Genomic DNA, 17,939 nt, shown 5'->3' on the forward strand with positions numbered 1-17,939 from the left:
GAACCGGGAGTCGGTATCATGACAAATTACATGTCATTGACCTACATTTTTGAAGAAAAAGTCGCTCCGTGGCGATTTTCATTCATTATCCATCCTCAACTCGCAGTGCAAAGAATCAGAACGATGCCTCCCTCTTCGGTAAGTGCCATGCTAAGCCGTCAGGACACGCTTCGCTCACGTAATGGCGCAAATCCCAATCAGTCAGGTCGGGATATACGTACTGTCGCTGCAGTAGATCTTGAACGAGGCACGATGGTGGCTATCGATGACAGCTTCCGTTTATGGTCGCCGGTGACAGCGCTGTTCTTCATTGATAAGGAGGGGCGCCTTCAGCTTTTTTCGGCGAATTTGTCCGTTACTTATCCGGTGAGCTCTATCACCCGTCGCTATGAAGAAATGGTCAGTACATTCGGTAAACGTCCCCCGCCAACAGATATACCTCAAGGACAATTTACGCGCACTGATTCACCCATGCGAGGTGTAGAACCCAGCGTGGGTGGCGGTCGTGGTAGCCGATTGGGTGAGCCCACTCGCCCCCTCACAAAAGCCGAGCGCTGGCAGGAGAGAAAAAATCTCATTAGTAAAGGCCAGCGTAGCGTATATCCCGATGCGCAGACTGCAGCTAACCGGCTGGCAGAGAATAATGTGGCCGTTGAAAAGGCGAAGCTTGCTCAGAACGTTTATGGACGTGCGGGACAACCAATAAACGCTCTCGAATCGATGCCGGATGTGCCCGAGGGGTGGGTTGATATAAGTAATGATGAGAATGCCTTGTCCTCTCTTGGCTTAAAACGCGAGATGTTGTTTGACAAGGCGGTTGAACCCAATTTTTTTAGTCGCGTTTATGCCCCTGACAAATATGTTTTTGGCGATGATATGAACCCAACAGTTGTTTTCAGGGGGACACGACCAGATAAAACGGCCGACTGGGGCAATAATTTTGCTCAGGGAGCAGGCTTTAGCTCATCCTATTATGAAAAAGCAGTAAATATTGGCCGCATGATTGCAGAAAATGCCAGCAAAATTGACATAGCTGGCCATTCTCTTGGCGGCGGACTGGCTTCTGCATCCGGAATGGCCAGCGGTCAGCAAACGTGGACATTCAACGCCGCAGGGCTCAATCACGAAACGGTCGAAAAATATGGTGCCCAACTTATGGGTGATGGCTCTGCAATATCCGCCTACAGAGTCAATGGAGAGATGCTGACTAAAATTCAGGAAGTGAGCATTAAGGACCTGACAGATGCGAATTTTGACACATCCCTTTTTGCACTAAAAACAGGCGTTTCAAATATGTTCCCTAATGCGATAGGTAACCCCACCGGGCTTACTGGCGGTACTGGAAGCATGCTGGACAAACACGGTATGGTACAGGTAATAAACTGCATTGAGGCGCAAAAGGATGAGGATATTGGAATCATTAAAAGTAGGGTTTAGCATGCAAAAACTCGCATCCGTGATGCTTTTTTCTTTTCTGTTTGTTCTTTTATCGGCGTGTAATGATATGAAAAAGATAGATCCTGAAAAACATTTTGCCGGCCCGCAACTGGTTCTGGCTAAAGCTATTCAGGCTGCAGACAGTGAATCAGTTCTTCGGCTGTCAAAAGTCACTGACCTGAACACACCAGGACATGAACAACTGACTCTGCTTTTTTTTGCTCTTAATGAGGCCATGTATAATGGCAACGCTCAAAAAAGGTTAGATATTGTCACCGAGCTTGTGCGCGCTGGTGCAGATCCCCAGCAAGCTCAAACGAATATGCCAGGGACACCCGCTCAGATGATGGCTATGGGTGACAAGGATATTTGGTTAAAAGCTATGCTTGACGGCGGGCTTGATCCAAATTCTCGGGATAAATTACTAAATGTTCCTCTTATTTTTTCAGCATTAAATTCAAAAAACACAGACACGCTTGCATTGTTAATAGAACGGGGTGCCGATGTAAACACCCGGGATACCCTGGGTAACACTCCGCTTGTTGACGCTTTTTTTAAAGCCGATTTGGATAAAGTTGACTTTCTGCTGGAGCACGGAGCTAACCCTAACCCAGTGAATAAGCAAGGGCGTTCCTTCAGTCAGATAGTTGATAAACATCTGCAGCAAATTAAGCAAGGTACTGAATATTACAATAAGGTATCGGAATTAAAGGAAAAAATTCACAGCATGTCACAATAAGTGGCTGGCAGGGCCCAAATACATTGCGTTAGGTCCTGCAAAGTGAAGATAAAATCTCATGATCTCCCCCGTTGGTTGACATACCCCAATATGAATAACGTCTTCATCAGCAATGTGAAGACATCCCCATAAAGAAGCCTTTACCTGGCCTATAGAGTCAATGGCGAGATGCTAACAAAAACTCAGGAAACGAGTTTTTCAGACCTCTTAGAGGCTAATTTTGACACCTCGCTTTTCTCATTAAAAGCAGGGGTTTCAAACATGTTCCCTGATGCCATAGGTAAACCTCACGCACTCTCTGGAGGTACCGGAAATATGCTGGATAAGCATGGGATGTCACAGGTGATAGACTGCATTGAGGCGCAAAAGGATGAGGATATTGGAATCATTAAAAGTAGGGTTTAGCATAAAAAAACTCACATCCGTAATGCTTTTTTCTTTTCTGCTTGTTCTTTTATCGGCGTGTAATGATATGAAAAAAATAGATCCTGAAAAACATTTTGCCGGACAGCAACTTGTTCTGGCTAAAGCTATTCAGGCGGCAGATCGTGAATCCGTTCTCCGCCTTGCGAAAGAGACTGACCTTAATACGCCGGGCACCGAGGATCTGACACTGCTGTTTTTTGCGATCAATGAGTCTCTTTACAATGACAATCCGCCAGAGCGATTAGTGATTGTGTCGGATTTAGTGCGCGCAGGGGCTGATCCACTACAGCCGCAACCGAGGATGCCTGGTTGCCCTGCCGAAGTAGCGGCAAAGGGCGATAAAGACATTTGGTTAAAGGCGTTACTGGATGGCGGACTGGATCCTAACGCCAGCGATAAGATTTATCATGAACCACTTATTTTCTCGACTCTCGAGTCTAAAACCACAGCCCCACTGGCGTTAATAATCGAGAGAGGAGCAGATATAAACACAAAAAATTCCCTTGGAGAGACGCCTCTCGTGGAGGCTTTCTTTAGCGCGGATTTTGATAAAATGTTCTTTCTTTTAGACCATGGCGCTGATCCTAATCCTGTCAATAATAAAGGTCGCTCTTTTCGGCAGATGGTAGACAGAGATCTTCAAAAAGTTAAGAAAGGCAGTGATTATTACAATAACTTAATGAAATTAGATGCAAAAATGCGTAGCTTGGGGGAATGAGTCGAAAAAAACGGGAACCAACCGGCTCCCGTTCTTGTTTAACCCGTGAGGCGGATTACATGTTCGCGATAATCGCGTCGCCAAACTCTGAACATTTCAGCAGCTTAGCGCCTTCCATCAGACGTTCGAAATCGTAGGTCACGGTTTTGGCGTTAATCGCGCCGCTCATGCCTTTAACGATCAGGTCAGCCGCTTCAACCCAGCCCATGTGACGCAGCAGTACATAGCTAATTTAAAGTTAAAAAGCTGTTTTTATTAAATAAACACATCATTTCCACCTATTGAATCGTCAGTGAAGCACAACAACTAACCTATTGATTATCAAAACGGTGCGGATCATTTTGGGGAATACGTTTCCGAGTTAAATAAGATATTTTAAATCAGCTGCGTTATCTAACATGAGCAATAAGTTAGGTACATCTTCTTTATTTGGCTTGAAAAGTGGATTTCTGAGCAAGAAAAATACTGTGTGGGTAGTATCTTTTCAGCATGTTTTCAGTGACGATTCAGTCAGGAATAAACCCATTTGTCTACCTTGGGCAAATGGGTTTATTTGCACTGTTAGTCTTTTCTCATAGACATAAATAGGGTCGCCATTGCTCTAGCATCAAGACCATTGGAATATTCATTATTTTTATTGCTAAACATCAGGTCGAATACATCTTTTTTCTGACCTTGAATCACCCTGATGAACCCTTCAGGGCGGTGTATGTCAACACCAGATTTACCGTCCTTCCATTTGTATCTATATGCGTAAAGATATGGTCGCGGTTTTGACCCATTAGGAGGGAGAAAATATAGATTTAGTTGAATTGAATCAAGATTGGTTATGAGGCTTGCGGTTGCTTTATCTTTTTCTGCTGTAGATTTGTCTGGATTCTTTGCAATAATGTCAAGCATAAGGCTTTTGAGTTTTTCCGCATAATCATCAACATTATCTACATTACAAGTTACCCTGACTACGTCTCTCCCCTCATACATTCTTGTGACGTCTTCCTTCATTTTCTCCCATTTCACTGAGCCGCAAACACTCCACTTGTCAAAACCCTCCTTATAAGAGTCACCCATAAAAAATACAGGCTTTGTATCTTGTATCGCCTTTACGTCAGGATCGCTTTCGCCACAAGCGGTCAAAGAAAAAACACTTGAAATTAATAGCAGTGCAGTACGAAGTTTAGCCATGGGTTCCCTTTGATTATATTGATTTAACTGTTAATAGTCGGCAACAGCGTCGAAAAGTTTAGGCCTGATTGAAAAGAACTAAAGCGACTCGAGGATGCGTTTTAACCAATGTGTTGCATCCCTCGGTTGAACTCACAGCATAAAACGGCTTTAAAGTAACGAGCACCGTCATGGGGTGTCAGGGGTCGGAGGTTCAAATCCTCTCGTGCCGACCAAAAAATCCCAAGAAAACCAATCCATTGCGGTTGGTTTTTTTATGCCTGCGATTCCGACAAGGTAAAACAAAGGTAAAATGAAGGTAAAACTCCTGTCTGTTCAGTGCGTTTTTTTGAGAGGTACTTACCAGAATCGCCGACCGTTCCTTTACTTAAATTTCCGTGTACTGTTAAATCAAATTCCCTTATAAAACGTAGTACTTAAGGGTGCGCACCAGTTTTTCTCCCTACCCTATACTTTCAGCATTACAGTGCTGGAGGTGTCTATGTGTGGACGTTTTGCACAAGCTCAAACCCGTGAAGAATATCTGGCTTACCTGACTGATGAAGCCGAACGTGATATTCCATATGATCCAGAACCCATTGGACGCTATAACGTGGCTCCGGGAACCAAAGTCCTATTACTCAGCGAGCGCGATAATCTTTTACACCTCGATCCGGTAATCTGGTCATATGCACCGGGATGGTGGGATAAACCGCCACTGATTAATGCCCGGGTAGAAACTGCGGCTACCAGCAGAATGTTCAAACCTCTATGGCAACATGGGCGAGCAATTTGTTTCGCTGACGGTTGGTTTGAATGGAAGAAGGAGGGAGATAAAAAACAACCATATTTCATCCACCGCGCCGACGGCCAGCCAATTTTCATGGCAGCGATCGGAAGCACACCGTTCGAACGAGGTGATGAGGCGGAAGGATTTTTGATTGTTACAGCAGCGGCCGATAAAGGCCTGGTGAATATTCATGACAGGCGCCCGCTAGTACTTACTCCAGAAGCGGCGCGTGAATGGATGAGGCAGGATATTGGCGGGAAGGAAGCGGAAGAAATTGCAGTTGCTGGCTCAGTACCGGCAGATAAATTTACTTGGCATGCAGTTTCGCGCGCTGTTGGGAATGTAAAAAATCAAAACTCTTATCTATTAAAACCCATATCATAGTTTTTTATGCCAAATTTGAGGACAAACTGATGAACAGTGTCAACCAGAGAGCAGTTACGCTTAAAGATATCCCTTTTATAATGAATGAATTTGAATTAGGAGCCAAAAGCGGAAATTTTTCAAAGGAATTTCTTACTCCTCAAAAAAATAAAAATTTGGAAAAACAATTGAGAGACATGATAAAACTCAGCGACTCAGGAAGTTTTACGGGTCATTTTTTTTATATTCTTACCAACACGTCAGATGAAAAAAGATACGGTTTCATTTGGTTGATGGTGGCACGTGGACCTAATGATCAGTCCGTTCTTGAAATTCGTGCCATCAACATAAAAAAGGACCAAAGAGGAAAAGGGCTGGCTACATTGATGCTTGATGAATGGCTTAACGCATACCCTCACCATCCGTTTCAAGCTAAATGCTTTGCAAAATCTTCCCAAATGATCGAAATGCTTCATCGCAGAGGATTCAAAACGCTAAACACAGCAGCCTCTGGCAATAAATTTTTGTTTCGCGACGCAAACATTATCATCTGACAAGAAGAAGATCTGAAAAGCGTGTCGTATATCGGGGCGACAGCATATCGCGCTTCATCTGCCACTGCTGCTGTATGCCCTGCCCTGCAAAATATAGCGTACCGCGCCCATCTTTTGCATTCAGCTGATCCAGTACAGCCATGAGCTTATCGCTGTCCGCGCGCGGTGCGTTATCGTCAAATAAGTTGAGCTGCGCAACGCCCTGACTGAAGAAGTCGCCGAGCATGACACCTGCTTTCTGGTAACGGTGACCATCTTTCCAGATTGAATCCAGACACCGGGTGGCGGCATTGATAATGTCCCTGCTGTCCTGTGTTGGCGTGAGTAGCTTTACCGATGCGCTGTTGCCGTAATACGGCTCGTTTAATGCAAACGGGCTGGTCTTAACAAAAGCGGATATAAATCGACAATACTGATGCTCACCGCGTAGCTTTTCTGCGGCCCGGCTTGCATAGCTGCATATAGCCTGGCGCATTTCATCGTAGTCGGTGATACGGCCACCGAAAGAACGCGAGCAGACAATCTCCTGCTTTGCCGGCGCAAACTCCTCAAGATCGAGACACGGTTCGCCGCGTAGCTCCCGCACCGTTCGCTCAAGCACGACGTTAAAATGTTTTCTGATGATCCAGGTGCTTTGTTCTGAGAGTTCAAGCGCGGTTTTAATACCCAGAGCGTTCAGCTTTTTACTGATACGCCGCCCGACGCCCCAGACATCCTCCACAGGTACAAGCGCTAAAAGCCGCCGCTGCCGATCCACGTTTGACAAATCGACCACGCCGCCGGTCTGCCGCTGCCACTTTTTTGCGGCGTGGTTGGCCAGCTTCGCCAGGGTTTTTGTTTGCGCTATGCCGACGCCGACAGTGAGGTGAGTGCGCTTAAGCACGGTCGCGCGGATCTCGCGCCCAAAGTCAGTTAAATCACGGCAATTACGCACGCCGGTCAGGTCACAAAATGCTTCATCGATTGAGTATATTTCCACGCGAGGGCTCATCTCTTCCAGGGTTGTCATCACCCTGTTCGACATGTCCGCATACAGCTCGTAATTGCTGCTGAATGCGACGATACCATGGCGCCGGAACGCCTCTTTCTGTTTGAAGTAAGGCTCACCCATCACCACGAAAGGTTTCGCTTCGGCGCTGCGGGCGATCACGCAGCCGTCGTTATTCGACAAAACAACGACCGGCCGTCCCTTCAAATCAGGCCGAAAAACAGTCTCGCACGATGCGTAAAAGCTATTTACATCGCACAACGCAAACATGATCAGCTCGCTGCTTTAACGATAAAAGTCACGACACCGAAGATGTCCAGCGTATCTTCGCTTGTCACCCTGATCGGGCTGTATGCAGAATTCATTGGGTTGAGCTGAATGGTTGGTCTGAGCTGGAGACGCTTCACGGTGAATTCGCCGTCGACTGCTGCGATCACAATGTCGCCATGCTGGGCGGTACGGGAACTATCCACAACGAGCAGATCACCATCACTGATCCCGCCATCGATCATGGAATCCCCGGCAGCTTTTACGAAGTATGTGGCGCTGGGGTGCTGTACCAGCAGCTCGTTAAGGTCGATGCGCTGCTCTACATAGTCCGCAGCCGGGCTGGGAAACCCGCATTGGACAAGGTCACTGAAGAGGGGGAGCGCGACAACTGCGCGCGGAAAATCTGCTGGTTTAATGAATTGCATGATGTAGCCCTGCTTAATACTGATTTTATATACAGTAGTTTTACCAGTTGAAATTATCAAGATACCGTCTGGCTTGTAGACGGACAAAAATTGCTGGTTTGAGTTAAAGTACTAGCTGTATGAATCAGTTATGCAGAATGTAAATATTTAGACAAAGAATGCAACTGGTTAACCTTTACTCTCCAGAGCTTCTACTTTAGCCTGCAACTCCTGGATAACCACGATCATATCTGCAATCACCGCACGATCGTTTACGTTCATGATATCGAAGAGTTCGCCCTTTTCGTTCTCTGCTATCCCGGAGAAAAAAGTATATGTTTCATCAATTTCATTCATCTGTTGGGCTATAAACCCGCGCTGTGTTACGTCCTGTCCGTTATATTTAAACTCGCAGATTCCAATCGCTGAAATGCGATCCCACGCCCCGGCTTTTGGTTGGTGAAAATCGTATTTAATTCTCACATCCGACCCCTGTACAGCAAGAAGTCCAAGAGGGCTGTTTGTCTGTCCGGAAGACCTTTTCTCCCAGTACTGGGTAGAACCATTGGTATAATTTAAGGCTTCAGAAAAAGAAAAGTACTGACCTGTCACTGTGGCCATATACCCGATCATAGAAGAACCAGTATTAGCCACGCGGTATACCGCATTGGTGCCTGCTGCATCTGCGCTGGATGCGGGAACCTCCAGTGCCGGAGTCAGTCCAGGTGCGGAAACTGTTAGTCCTGATGAGATAGCACCACCGCTTTTGCCATCGACTGTACTAAGGCGGCTATCATTTCCCTGTACAACTGTTCCTGCGCCTGTGCCATATGCAACTCCAAGAGCGGTACGGGCAGCAGCAGCTGTATTAGCCCCTGTTCCACCCTGAGCTACAGATATCGCGGTTGTAAGCCCGCTAAGGCTGGTTAAATCGCTGTTATCTCCTTTTTTTGCCTTCCCGTCCAACGCTGTTTTAATACTGTCCAACTCTGTTGTAAAACTGTTCCATGTCGGCCCGGTAAACGCACTACCATCAGGTAATTTAATTGTGGCTGTTCCTGTGCCACTAAAAATCTGTTGCCAGTTCTGCTTGTCGTAATTCAATCCGCGCAGCGCTTCAGTACTCTGTGCCACCAGCGCAGCAGTAACGAGGTTCATTGCGACGCGCGGCACAGCATACCAGGCTGCACCGGCCTGCGTTGGCCCGGTGTAATTGCTGACGAGCGTGAGTGCGGTTGCATTGCCCACCGTTTTCACCGGCAGCGTGTAAGGAATACCGCCGACGGTCACAACAATAAAATCACCAGCGGCCAGGTCTGTCGTGAATGCCGTTCCGCTGCCGCTCACCACAGCAGAATTATTAGTTAAGGTTAAAGTTCCTGCTGACATATTTACTCCAATGTGATGAAATAACAGCCTTACGATAAAATTAAACATCATATACCATGAAAAAAATACACAGCATTGTTTTCATAATAATGTTATCCGCCTGCTCCTCTGGAACTTATAACTATGTTATGGACTACCCAACAGAAGCGGCCAGGATATCTTTAGGTGGTAAAGTAGAGACAAAGATAAACTGTGACATTAAACAAGTTGAAATTATTTCAGATACAAGCAATGGTGTTTTTTCAAGGCATATTAAAAACAGGGTTAAAAGTATCTGTTATAACAAAAAAGGCGTGATGTATATCGCATATTTATTTGACCCTGTCAGAGGTCCACAACAAGATATATTATCAACTCAACCAAACAGGCGCTTTGCTGGTTAGTAGCCTGTAAAAACAGCTAATGGTATCCGCAGGCCTGCACTTTGAAAGGTCTGCGCCCATGTCTTTTGTAATTGAGAAACATATCTTGCAAGAAGGTTTGTGCCATCCCATTTGATCATTAATCCTGAATAGCCTGTTGTTTCACCATCATATGTCACATTACCTGGACAAGAATTTATAAGTAGCCATGGTGAAAATGATACAGATTTAACAAATGTATTGTTCATTAAATCATATCCAGCGGGTATATCCAAAAAATCGATAATCCTCGGTGCCTTTGATGCGGTAACTGCTGACCATACAAGAGATCCTGTGGAATTAAACACATCAAGATAACCACTTTCTATAGGTACCGTTCTTCTGGTGCGCATGAATCTACCAGCGTTATCTTCAAAAAAATCAGCACCTGGCATACCATAGCGGCCAGAGTTCATTTGTATCCAACGTAATGAACTGCTGTCATTCCAAAACTGAGAATTAAGGTATCCAAGGGTAGCACCATCACCAAAGACACTTGCAACTTTTATCGTTCCTTTATCAGTTACAGCACCAGTATCACGAAGATCATAAATTGATGTGGTTCGGTTTGATGAATCTACCATCAATTTACCAGCACTGTTATAAACTTCGAATCCGCTCATTGAAATTTATAGATCTCCACATTTATTGAATGAGAAACACTTAACCCATTAACTGGAAAGAAAAATGCATTAACCCCCCCATTATATGCGCGACAAAAATACTCGTTTGGAGTATTCATTGATGATCCTGTTACAGCTACAATTGTTCCAGCCTCTGTACAATCTGCATAAGATATATTTTTAATAGTATCTCCAGGGGAAAATGTAACGCTTGCTGTTCCGATGAATCTTAAATTATAGTCAGATAAATCAACAACGAGACGGCCTGAGCCGTCCCAGCATTGTAATCCCTGAGCCATTACCATAACCCCATTCTTACACGGAGCACATTATTGTTATCATAAACCTGAATTAAAGTATTGGTTATGATTAACCGGCCACCGCCAGCAACTCCGTTAATTTCAAATGTTCCAGACTTGTCAAGCCTCCATCCCACTGAACCAGCCACATAATTATTAGACTGAATAAAATTTCCTATCTTTGCGTTTGTGATTGTCCCGTCCTGGATAAACGCATCACTGATAAACACCTGTCCGTTGACCACCGCGAACGGGGAATATTGCGTGTCACCACTGCCACTCATCAGCACGAACTGATTAGCATTGAACCCGACCCGCGTTACAACTGGCTGGCCAGCCTGCGCCAGCACGGCGATCGACATTCCGGCGTTATACATCACGCCGTTTATCCTGACGCCGGACTTCAGCGTATAGATAGCAGTTGCGCCATCGCCATCCACCACCGCCGTAAGTTTGTCCTCCAGCGCTGCGGTGACATCGCCAATCTGTGCCTGCACCTGGGTGGACAGTTCTGCCATAGCGTTACCGACTTCTGCTATCGTCGTTTTCACGACCAGAATGTTAGCGCGTACCTCACCGTATTGCGCCCACTGGCGTTCAATGGTGCTGTGGTTCGCCAGCGCGTTTTGCAGTGCAGCATCAAGATTGGTATTAATGTCACTGGTCAGCCGGTCGCCATCTGCGGATGTAAGGAAACCATCCCCAATACCCTCCAGGTAGTCAGCGGCCTGGTCGTTTGCCATCCCCCTGATCCAGTCGGTATAGCCGGATTCGTTGCCGGTTTTATCGACCAGTTGCGCGCGGTACCAGAATTCCTGCCCGGCTTTCAGTCCGAGCTGGGTGTATTCTGCCTGCGGGTAAGGAACATCGGAGAGCAGCAACGGATCCGAAAAATCGCTGTTGGCCGTGTACTGAATTTCAGTTTTCAGCGTATCGGCGGTATTGGCCGGGAATCCCCAGTTGAGGCGGATACCCCAGTTAATACCCGTCGCCATAAATCCAACCGGCTTCGGCGGGTTACCTTCTTTTCCTGTCAGCGTGGTTTCGGTTGAGTATCCCCAGCCACTGGATATTTCAGCGGCGTTGATGGCGCGCACGCGCACCAGATAGCGCCCCGCATAAATTCCTGGTACTTCGAATGAGGTGGTGGAGCTGCGCGGCACGTTCACCCAGTTACCGTCATTGCGGCGCCACTGCGCCTCGTACGCGATCGCATTGGCTGTATCAGTCCATGAAACGCGCATGGTCTGAACACTGATCCCCTGATTAACCACGGAATAACTGCCGATCACAATATCATCGGGCGCGGACTGGCTGCCCGGCGGCACGACGCTGACAGGACGACTATCGATAATGGCCCCGGTGTCAATACGGGCATATTTATCCGGATCGTGAGCCGCGCCTGTGATGGAAAAAGTACCATCATTATTATCAGTCACACTGACCACGCGGTACTGCTGCGCGTACAGTTCATCTGATTCCACTATCCACACGCTTTCTGCTTCCGGCGTTTCGCTATAAGCGGTGGTCACAGTGACCACTTCTCCATTAACGCTCTGAATGGTACGGCTCTGCGAAGCACCGGAAGGCAGGTTGAGGAACAGCCGATCACCGGCAACCGCATCAGGCGCTCTGTCCAGGGTGATTACCCGGCCATTCACCGCTCTAATACGCCCCCCGGTTACCTTGCCTGACAGGTTCTCATCGGCCACAGCGATAATGTAGCCGGGTTGTGGGATCATGCCATCCAGCCCCACGGAGAAAGAAACCACCCGGTCTTTGTTGTTAGTGAGGATCCCCCAGCGCCCTTTTCGGTTCGCTTCTGACTGGCGGGTACAGCCGATCGCTGTCATTTCAAGCTGGTTGAAGCCTTTGTAGCGGGAGACCAGCTCCTGCTCAAAAACAGGCTCCATCGCATCAGCATAGCCATTATCTGGATCTGACCAGGAGACCAGCGCGCTGGTATACCGGCTTTTCGTCGTGCTGCTGCTGTAGCTGAATCGGCCGTCAATGACGTTTGCTTTTGTGTAGCTGTAATCGACATCGCGGGGCATATCCGCCAGGGTAACAATCTGGTTGCCGCCCCAGTAGGTCATACCCCGGAAGATGGCGGCGAAGTCACGCAACACCGTATAGGCGTCGTTGCGATCCTGAACATAGACGTTACAGATATAGCGTGGTTCGGTACCGCTGCCGCCTTTACCGTCCGGCACCGGCGCATCGCAATACTGCGCCACCTGATAGAGCGTCCATTTATCGATGTTCTCAGCCGTCAGTCGGTCGCCCAGGCCGAAACGGTCAGAGACCACCAGATCATAAAAAATCCATGCCGGGTTATCAGTCCATGCCCATTTAAAGGCGCCGGACCACGTTCCGCTGTATGCGCGCGTTTCCGGGTTGTAATTGTCCGGCACGCGGATCACGCGTCCGCGTGGCTCACAGGAAATCTGCGGAATGGAGCCGTTGAACTGGCTGGAGTCAAATTCGATATAGAGCAGCGCAGTGTTGGGATAGCGCAGTTTGGCGTCAATAACCTCCGTGTAGCTCTGGAGCGTCATGGTGTCGCCAATTTTGGCACTGTTGGCATCAGCGGTAATTTTCCTTACCCGCACCGTCCAGGACGTGACACCGGCTGGCAGATCGATACGGTGGCTGCGTTCGTAGCCTGATGTGGTTTTCCCGCTGACGGCGGTGTTAATTTTCGTGACAAAAGCACCACCATCCACCTGGAGATCAATCGCGTACTGAACATGATTACCAACCAGATCACCATCATCTTCCTGCTTAAAAAGTGATGGCCATTTCAGGCGCAGGCGTACCGCAGAAAGCTGAGAATTAGTAAACGTGTGCGTCCATACCGCTGAGCTTTTAATCTCGATGCCGGCACTGATCTCATTCTCGGTACCAGGAATACCCTGGATATAATTTTGCGCCTGCGTGCCAGGGCGAAACTCCCAGGTCACCCCGCTGAAATTCGATGAGCCATTGGCATTCAGCAGCGGCGTGCCATCGAGAAAAATGCTCTGGCCGGTGAGCTGGCCGGAAAATTCCCCCTCTCCCAGCGCGACAAGGATCTTCGCCTTCGCGACAGACTGGAGATCATCTGGCTGTTCTACAGGCGTGCGGGAACTTGAGCTGCCGCCTTTGCGCCCCTGGATTTTCTTGTTTGCCATATTTCGCCCATAAAAAAAACCGCCGTTGGCGGTGATTAAGCAGATGAAGTGTTATTGCTGATCTTCGACGTAAATACCGGCGGAAATAATCGCGCCGCCGATACGGCGTTTACCGTAAAGAAGCGGAACCGGATAACCCTGGCTGGTTGTGTTGGTTACGCTACCAAATGCATAAGAGGGTTTGTTATCGGCACTTTGTGTTTTGGCGATCCCGCCAGGTTGAGGTGAAAGCATCTGGACCACCCCGCCCAGCGCCATGACCGCGCCGACCTTAAAAGCAATATCGCTTGCCCAGACTGCAGCTCCCCATGGGGCAAAGGCGGCAGCAGCTATGAGCGCCACACCAAGAATGGTCTGTAGGAAGCCAGCACGTTTGCTGCCAATAATAACCGGGACAATGCGTATTACTTCACCCGATACCGGATAACCAATATCCTGCTCAGAGATGTTTCTTTTACCCTTGAATACAGCATAGGTAAGCCCACGCCTCTTGCTGGAAATCATGAACTGCTCAAAACCTTTAACGGTAGCAGCCAGCGCACGCGTTGCTTCGTGTGTTGTGCGAATCAGGCGGTAGTGAACCCTACCGAAAGTTTTCCCAAGGACACCACCCAATTCAATTCTGGTCATTATTTCGTTCATTTTCTTTCCATAAAAAAGACCGACAGTCGGTCTTTTTTTAAAAATAGAGGAATGTGAAATTAATACGTTGTATGATGACAAATCAATTCAAGTTAAACAGGTAAGTCAATAAAGCACCAAGCACAGTAACAATGAGAGGTGCAATATATAATTCATGGAGCTTAGAATATATCCCCTTCTTATCAACCACCACACCACCAATGACTTTATCAATATCAGGCCGGGGCTCTCCACGAATAGACGCAGCCAATTGTTCATTGGCGATCTTAATACGAATTTTTTCCAAACGTGACGACAACTCACTGGCAGAGGACCAAAAAGACACCCCAACCAATATCATGATATAAAATAAGAGAAATAAAATATTCCCTGACGATAAAATATTATCAGGATTGATATTAGGAGATCTCAGCCAAAGAGCCTTAGGAATCCATGGAATATTGTAGATGGCTAAAATGATATTTTTAACTATGTTACCAAGACCACCCAGCAAATCATCACCCGCGATATTATTTGCTTTAACGTATAAATATTTTAAAAAAGAAAATATCGTTATCACGATACCAAAAAAAATAAGTAATACACCTACACACCTATTTAATCTTATTTTCTTAATTGCTTGCTTATAGTTCATAAAAAACCCTTAATATTTAAGCCGACAACAAACTATAATATAAAGGAATAACCATTAGCAATTAATAACACTCCAGCCTGACTGCTTTTATAATTCATATGGCAAAAGGAATAAAACATAATATTTTTTTACTTATCTCTATTAAGTCAGGATTTTAATCTAACAATGAGCATGGTTCGCTCCTTCCAGTATCCCCCCCATGGCTCACGATTGCTCAGTCGTCCGTACAGATGGTGCAATATCATGTTACCTTCCAGCAGGATCGCCGCATGATTCCACTTATTTGCCTGCACCTGCATGATCAGCAGGTCGCCGGGAGCTGGCGCGCCGGACACCTCCCGGAATCCACATTCGTACCAGTTGTCCTGGTATAAATTATCGGGATACCGGTCTTCCCACCAAGGATAATCGACACGGTAATCAGGCAGTTCAATGCCGTGCGTCTGCCGAAACCAGCTCATCACCAGCCCCCAGCAATCGTAGACACCGAGAACAAACGGTCGCTCCAGCAGCGGCAGTTCACCGCGAGGCAGGATGGTGCGAAAGTCGCCTTCAGGCCAGCTCACAATGTGCCACGGTAGCGCGCTCAGGTCGCATTGCGCCTTGTCCGTCTCGCTGGGCTGGGTGGTGGCGTCGGGGTGACTGTGTGCAATAGCGGTGACAGTTCCCCAGTCTTCTGCGGCTGCATAATCCTCCGGGCAGAGGATAAAATTGTCCTCCGGTTTTTCGGCAATATTGCGGCACGGAAAGTAGCGTTCCACCCGGCTTTTCTGCACCACCAGACCGCAGCACTCGCGGGGATATTCGGCTGCGGCATGCGCCATAATGGCATCAATGATTTTCTGATGCATATCAGCTCCGGATCAGCGATGTGCCTGGGAATCCGCCAAACGACAGTTCATTGTTTTCCCCGAAACGCAGTTTGCACCCTGTCAGAGTGCCGTTGCATTCATCCAGCGACGGATCGCTTACCGGGTTATTGTGCTTATCGAAATAGCGCGTCCCGGCATAATCACAGCCATTACCGGAACGGTACTGGCCGCGAATGCACCAGGTACAAAGCGAATGTAACTGGCGCGTCGGGATCATCAGTCCCTGTAAATCCATCGGGCTGGAAAGCGTGAACTCCACGACTTCGTTTGTCTCGCTGCTTTTTGCATCGATATACCAGACCTGCATTTTTTCCTGCAGCGGATCTGCCGTCGGATTTCCCTCTGCAAAGTTCTGCGCATCCAGGTACTGCGCCAGCGTTTCGTGGATGGTGACTTTCGCCTGCAACATATCATCGTAGGCAAGGCACAGCGCAGTGATCGACGCGTCAAGGTTGGCGACAGACAGCTTCGGTGATGCGCTGCTGCCACTGGTTGACGCCTCAATCCCGTCCAGTTCATACGGCCAGGCTTTATATTCGTTCCCCTGCCACCAGACAGATTTCGCCGGCAGCAGGGTTTCGTCACCACCCGCCGTGGTAATTTCCGCCTCAGTGTGAGGGATGTTGTGGCTGTGAAAACGAAGAACATCGCCCACACCGAAAGCGGTGCCATCAACCTCAATAAGTCTGACCGTGTTTCCCGGCTCCAGTTTTTGATAGTCGCTGTTTAAACTCATGGTGCAAACGCCTGTTCAAAAGTAGCGGTGATCGTCATGACGTTTTGGCTTTTAACCACCTGTTGCAGGCTGTCAGCCTCAACACGCCAGAGAGCCATAACACCGAACGGTGGTTTAAAAGAAAATGATTTCGTCTTGTGCCGGCGCAGAAATGAATACATCTCCAGTGCCAGTTCTGTGCGGCCCGTGAAAGAAAAATCAAAGGTCAGCGACTCGGTATGCAGTCCCGTACCACTGACCTGGGCATACCCGTCACCAAACTGCGCTTTTCTGACGATATCTTTAACCTTTGTCGTGGGTTGTCCGGCCGACTGTATCGGCCAGATAAAAGCTTCGATCGCCATCTCATCACCTGGTATTATTTGCTGCCCAAATCAGACCGCCAGGACGCAGCGCCTTAGCAATGCCGTCTCTCACTGATTGATCAATGACCTGCTGGTAAGCGCGGCCAACCCTGTCGTTTGATGCTCCCGCCTGACCGTTCCCGTTTTGTTGAGTGACAACGGAAACCGGAGCGTAAACACTGACACCTGCCGGAGGAACAGAAAGAGAGGAAGAAGCATTGCCGACGAACCCTCCGCTGGCGTAACCACGCATCAGGCGATAGAGATTTCCTACACCAATGCGTTTCGTCGCCTCCTGATGAAAGACAAACTCACCTCGATGCACAATACCGGCAGGATCGTACTTACCACCCTGTCCGGTGAACCCGCCACCAGCAAATCCCAGAAATGAACCAACGGCGGTACCGCCCAGCGCGGCTTTCGCAGTCCGCAGAACTGCCAGTTGGCTCACCATCTGAACGATCCCTTTAAGAAAGGTGGTGAGAAAGTCTTTGAAGTTTGATTTGCCTGTAGTCAGAAAATCAGTGAGCTGCGATGACATACCCGTGAAGGCGCCCTGCGAAATCTGCTGTACCTGCGAATAAACGTTGGTGGCCGTATCTGCAAATTCAGCAAATCCTTTTTTCGCGCCAGCCTGCCAGTCGCCGCGCAATTTATCCTCTTCAGCGTAATAAGCGCGCAAGGCCGTCAGTTCTTGCTGATAATCGGTATCTGTCAGCTTACCGCCGGCGTTCAGCCAGCCACTCTCAAGCTGGGCAAATGAATTTTGTCGGGATGCATCACGATCACTTAGCGTTGCTGAATTTCTCAGCGCCGCCTGTTTCGCGGACATCTGCGTGACATATTTGCTCGCCGTGTCCATACGCTTATTCAGTTGTTCCTGCGCAACAATCTGATCGCCAAGCAAGGCTTTCTGCTGCGCCAGCGCAATAACCTGCTCTTTACTGGAAAGCAGGGACTGTTCCTGCTTCGTCAG

At 47.9% G+C, this 17,939-nt stretch carries 19 protein-coding genes and 1 pseudogene; 6 read left to right on the top strand and 14 right to left on the bottom strand.

What is annotated here, in order from left to right; genetic code table 11:
• Window positions 1-18 precede the first annotated feature (18 nt).
• From AAIG26_RS10745 to AAIG26_RS10755, 3 genes are all read left to right on the top strand, one after another.
• Window positions 19-1,437 (top strand): phospholipase, encoded by a 1,419-nt coding sequence (locus AAIG26_RS10745; RefSeq protein ID WP_343179755.1) that lies wholly within the window; start codon window positions 19-21, stop codon window positions 1,435-1,437.
• Window position 1,438: 1 nt separating this feature from the next.
• Window positions 1,439-2,176 carry an ankyrin repeat domain-containing protein gene (locus tag AAIG26_RS10750; protein ID WP_045511636.1) on the top strand — a complete coding sequence of 246 codons (738 nt, stop codon included), beginning with the start codon at window positions 1,439-1,441 and terminating at the stop codon, window positions 2,174-2,176.
• A gap of 379 nt (window positions 2,177-2,555) precedes the next feature.
• Window positions 2,556-3,320, top strand: a complete 765-nt coding sequence (locus tag AAIG26_RS10755) for an ankyrin repeat domain-containing protein (protein ID WP_313624927.1) — start codon at window positions 2,556-2,558, stop codon at window positions 3,318-3,320.
• Window positions 3,321-3,375: 55 nt separating this feature from the next.
• Here the strand turns inward: AAIG26_RS10755 and AAIG26_RS10760 are convergent.
• Window positions 3,376-3,543, bottom strand: a pseudogene (locus tag AAIG26_RS10760) (NADP-dependent isocitrate dehydrogenase); the annotation flags it as partial.
• Between the two features lie 338 nt (window positions 3,544-3,881).
• Window positions 3,882-4,502 (bottom strand): hypothetical protein, encoded by a 621-nt coding sequence (locus AAIG26_RS10765; RefSeq protein WP_086869571.1) that lies wholly within the window; start codon window positions 4,500-4,502, stop codon window positions 3,882-3,884.
• A 481-nt stretch (window positions 4,503-4,983) separates the two neighbouring features.
• On the opposite strand from AAIG26_RS10765, the gene AAIG26_RS10770 reads away from it, so the two are divergent.
• Both AAIG26_RS10770 and AAIG26_RS10775 read left to right on the top strand, forming a co-directional pair.
• A complete protein-coding gene (locus AAIG26_RS10770) occupies window positions 4,984-5,655 on the top strand; it encodes an SOS response-associated peptidase (protein WP_343179757.1) in 672 nt (223 codons plus the stop codon).
• Window positions 5,656-5,684: 29 nt separating this feature from the next.
• Window positions 5,685-6,188 carry an N-acetyltransferase gene (locus tag AAIG26_RS10775; protein ID WP_343179758.1) on the top strand — a complete coding sequence of 168 codons (504 nt, stop codon included), beginning with the start codon at window positions 5,685-5,687 and terminating at the stop codon, window positions 6,186-6,188.
• On the opposite strand, the gene AAIG26_RS10780 is transcribed toward AAIG26_RS10775, so the two are convergent.
• The 3 genes from AAIG26_RS10780 to AAIG26_RS10790 all read right to left on the bottom strand — a co-directional run bounded on the left by AAIG26_RS10780 (window position 6,181) and on the right by AAIG26_RS10790 (window position 9,239).
• The gene (locus tag AAIG26_RS10780; RefSeq protein WP_343179759.1) at window positions 6,181-7,446 is read right to left on the bottom strand and encodes a Y-family DNA polymerase; all 1,266 of its coding nucleotides are present in this window, start codon (window positions 7,444-7,446) and stop codon (window positions 6,181-6,183) included. The two genes, AAIG26_RS10775 and AAIG26_RS10780, sit on opposite strands and share 8 nt — an antisense overlap.
• A gap of 2 nt (window positions 7,447-7,448) precedes the next feature.
• On the bottom strand, window positions 7,449-7,871 hold the full coding sequence (locus tag AAIG26_RS10785; protein ID WP_343179760.1) for a translesion error-prone DNA polymerase V autoproteolytic subunit: 423 nt from the start codon (window positions 7,869-7,871) through the stop codon (window positions 7,449-7,451).
• A gap of 168 nt (window positions 7,872-8,039) precedes the next feature.
• Window positions 8,040-9,239: a tail fiber domain-containing protein gene (locus AAIG26_RS10790; protein WP_343179761.1), complete on the bottom strand. Its 1,200-nt coding sequence runs from the start codon at window positions 9,237-9,239 to the stop codon at window positions 8,040-8,042.
• Between the two features lie 128 nt (window positions 9,240-9,367).
• On the opposite strand from AAIG26_RS10790, the gene AAIG26_RS10795 reads away from it, so the two are divergent.
• A complete protein-coding gene (locus AAIG26_RS10795) occupies window positions 9,368-9,622 on the top strand; it encodes a hypothetical protein (protein WP_343179762.1) in 255 nt (84 codons plus the stop codon).
• On the opposite strand, the gene AAIG26_RS10800 is transcribed toward AAIG26_RS10795, so the two are convergent.
• The 9 genes from AAIG26_RS10800 to AAIG26_RS10840 all read right to left on the bottom strand — a co-directional run bounded on the left by AAIG26_RS10800 (window position 9,619) and on the right by AAIG26_RS10840 (window position 17,939).
• Entirely contained in the window at window positions 9,619-10,263 is a 645-nt protein-coding gene (locus AAIG26_RS10800; protein WP_343179763.1) for a hypothetical protein, read from the bottom strand. The two genes, AAIG26_RS10795 and AAIG26_RS10800, sit on opposite strands and share 4 nt — an antisense overlap.
• Window positions 10,260-10,562 carry a hypothetical protein gene (locus tag AAIG26_RS10805; RefSeq protein ID WP_343179764.1) on the bottom strand — a complete coding sequence of 101 codons (303 nt, stop codon included), beginning with the start codon at window positions 10,560-10,562 and terminating at the stop codon, window positions 10,260-10,262. The genes AAIG26_RS10800 and AAIG26_RS10805 overlap by 4 nt, the downstream gene beginning before the upstream one ends.
• The gene (locus tag AAIG26_RS10810; protein WP_343179765.1) at window positions 10,562-13,735 is read right to left on the bottom strand and encodes a host specificity protein J; all 3,174 of its coding nucleotides are present in this window, start codon (window positions 13,733-13,735) and stop codon (window positions 10,562-10,564) included. Before AAIG26_RS10810 ends, AAIG26_RS10805 begins: the two co-directional genes overlap by 1 nt.
• 51 nt (window positions 13,736-13,786) lie before the next feature.
• Window positions 13,787-14,377 carry a tail assembly protein gene (locus AAIG26_RS10815; RefSeq protein ID WP_343179766.1) on the bottom strand — a complete coding sequence of 197 codons (591 nt, stop codon included), beginning with the start codon at window positions 14,375-14,377 and terminating at the stop codon, window positions 13,787-13,789.
• An 82-nt stretch (window positions 14,378-14,459) separates the two neighbouring features.
• Entirely contained in the window at window positions 14,460-15,011 is a 552-nt protein-coding gene (locus AAIG26_RS10820) for a YniB family protein (protein WP_343179767.1), read from the bottom strand.
• 146 nt (window positions 15,012-15,157) lie between these two features.
• Window positions 15,158-15,862 carry a C40 family peptidase gene (locus AAIG26_RS10825; RefSeq protein ID WP_343179768.1) on the bottom strand — a complete coding sequence of 235 codons (705 nt, stop codon included), beginning with the start codon at window positions 15,860-15,862 and terminating at the stop codon, window positions 15,158-15,160.
• Window position 15,863: 1 nt separating this feature from the next.
• Complete coding sequence (locus AAIG26_RS10830) at window positions 15,864-16,619, bottom strand: phage minor tail protein L (protein ID WP_343179769.1); 756 nt, start codon at window positions 16,617-16,619, stop codon at window positions 15,864-15,866.
• On the bottom strand, window positions 16,616-16,963 hold the full coding sequence (locus tag AAIG26_RS10835; RefSeq protein WP_343179770.1) for a phage tail protein: 348 nt from the start codon (window positions 16,961-16,963) through the stop codon (window positions 16,616-16,618). The genes AAIG26_RS10830 and AAIG26_RS10835 overlap by 4 nt, the downstream gene beginning before the upstream one ends.
• A gap of 4 nt (window positions 16,964-16,967) precedes the next feature.
• A complete protein-coding gene (locus AAIG26_RS10840; protein WP_343180318.1) occupies window positions 16,968-17,939 on the bottom strand; it encodes a phage tail tape measure protein in 972 nt (323 codons plus the stop codon).

The organism is Kosakonia sp. PSU_27, from assembly GCF_039409795.1.
GTDB lineage: Bacteria > Pseudomonadota > Gammaproteobacteria > Enterobacterales > Enterobacteriaceae > Kosakonia.

Excerpts from the sequence above, each read along its gene's own strand:
- AAIG26_RS10745 (WP_343179755.1), top strand. The coding sequence starts at position 19 with ATGACAAATTACATGTCATTGACCTACATTTTTGAAGAAAAAGTCGCT.
- AAIG26_RS10750 (WP_045511636.1), top strand. The coding sequence starts at position 1,439 with ATGCAAAAACTCGCATCCGTGATGCTTTTTTCTTTTCTGTTTGTTCTT.
- AAIG26_RS10765 (WP_086869571.1), bottom strand. The coding sequence starts at position 4,502 with ATGGCTAAACTTCGTACTGCACTGCTATTAATTTCAAGTGTTTTTTCT.
- AAIG26_RS10770 (WP_343179757.1), top strand. The coding sequence starts at position 4,984 with ATGTGTGGACGTTTTGCACAAGCTCAAACCCGTGAAGAATATCTGGCT.
- AAIG26_RS10775 (WP_343179758.1), top strand. The coding sequence starts at position 5,685 with ATGAACAGTGTCAACCAGAGAGCAGTTACGCTTAAAGATATCCCTTTT.
- AAIG26_RS10780 (WP_343179759.1), bottom strand. The coding sequence starts at position 7,446 with ATGTTTGCGTTGTGCGATGTAAATAGCTTTTACGCATCGTGCGAGACT.
- AAIG26_RS10785 (WP_343179760.1), bottom strand. The coding sequence starts at position 7,871 with ATGCAATTCATTAAACCAGCAGATTTTCCGCGCGCAGTTGTCGCGCTC.
- AAIG26_RS10790 (WP_343179761.1), bottom strand. The coding sequence starts at position 9,239 with ATGTCAGCAGGAACTTTAACCTTAACTAATAATTCTGCTGTGGTGAGC.
- AAIG26_RS10795 (WP_343179762.1), top strand. The coding sequence starts at position 9,368 with ATGGACTACCCAACAGAAGCGGCCAGGATATCTTTAGGTGGTAAAGTA.
- AAIG26_RS10800 (WP_343179763.1), bottom strand. The coding sequence starts at position 10,263 with ATGAGCGGATTCGAAGTTTATAACAGTGCTGGTAAATTGATGGTAGAT.
- AAIG26_RS10805 (WP_343179764.1), bottom strand. The coding sequence starts at position 10,562 with ATGGCTCAGGGATTACAATGCTGGGACGGCTCAGGCCGTCTCGTTGTT.
- AAIG26_RS10810 (WP_343179765.1), bottom strand. The coding sequence starts at position 13,735 with ATGGCAAACAAGAAAATCCAGGGGCGCAAAGGCGGCAGCTCAAGTTCC.
- AAIG26_RS10815 (WP_343179766.1), bottom strand. The coding sequence starts at position 14,377 with ATGAACGAAATAATGACCAGAATTGAATTGGGTGGTGTCCTTGGGAAA.
- AAIG26_RS10820 (WP_343179767.1), bottom strand. The coding sequence starts at position 15,011 with ATGAACTATAAGCAAGCAATTAAGAAAATAAGATTAAATAGGTGTGTA.
- AAIG26_RS10825 (WP_343179768.1), bottom strand. The coding sequence starts at position 15,862 with ATGCATCAGAAAATCATTGATGCCATTATGGCGCATGCCGCAGCCGAA.
- AAIG26_RS10830 (WP_343179769.1), bottom strand. The coding sequence starts at position 16,619 with ATGAGTTTAAACAGCGACTATCAAAAACTGGAGCCGGGAAACACGGTC.
- AAIG26_RS10835 (WP_343179770.1), bottom strand. The coding sequence starts at position 16,963 with ATGGCGATCGAAGCTTTTATCTGGCCGATACAGTCGGCCGGACAACCC.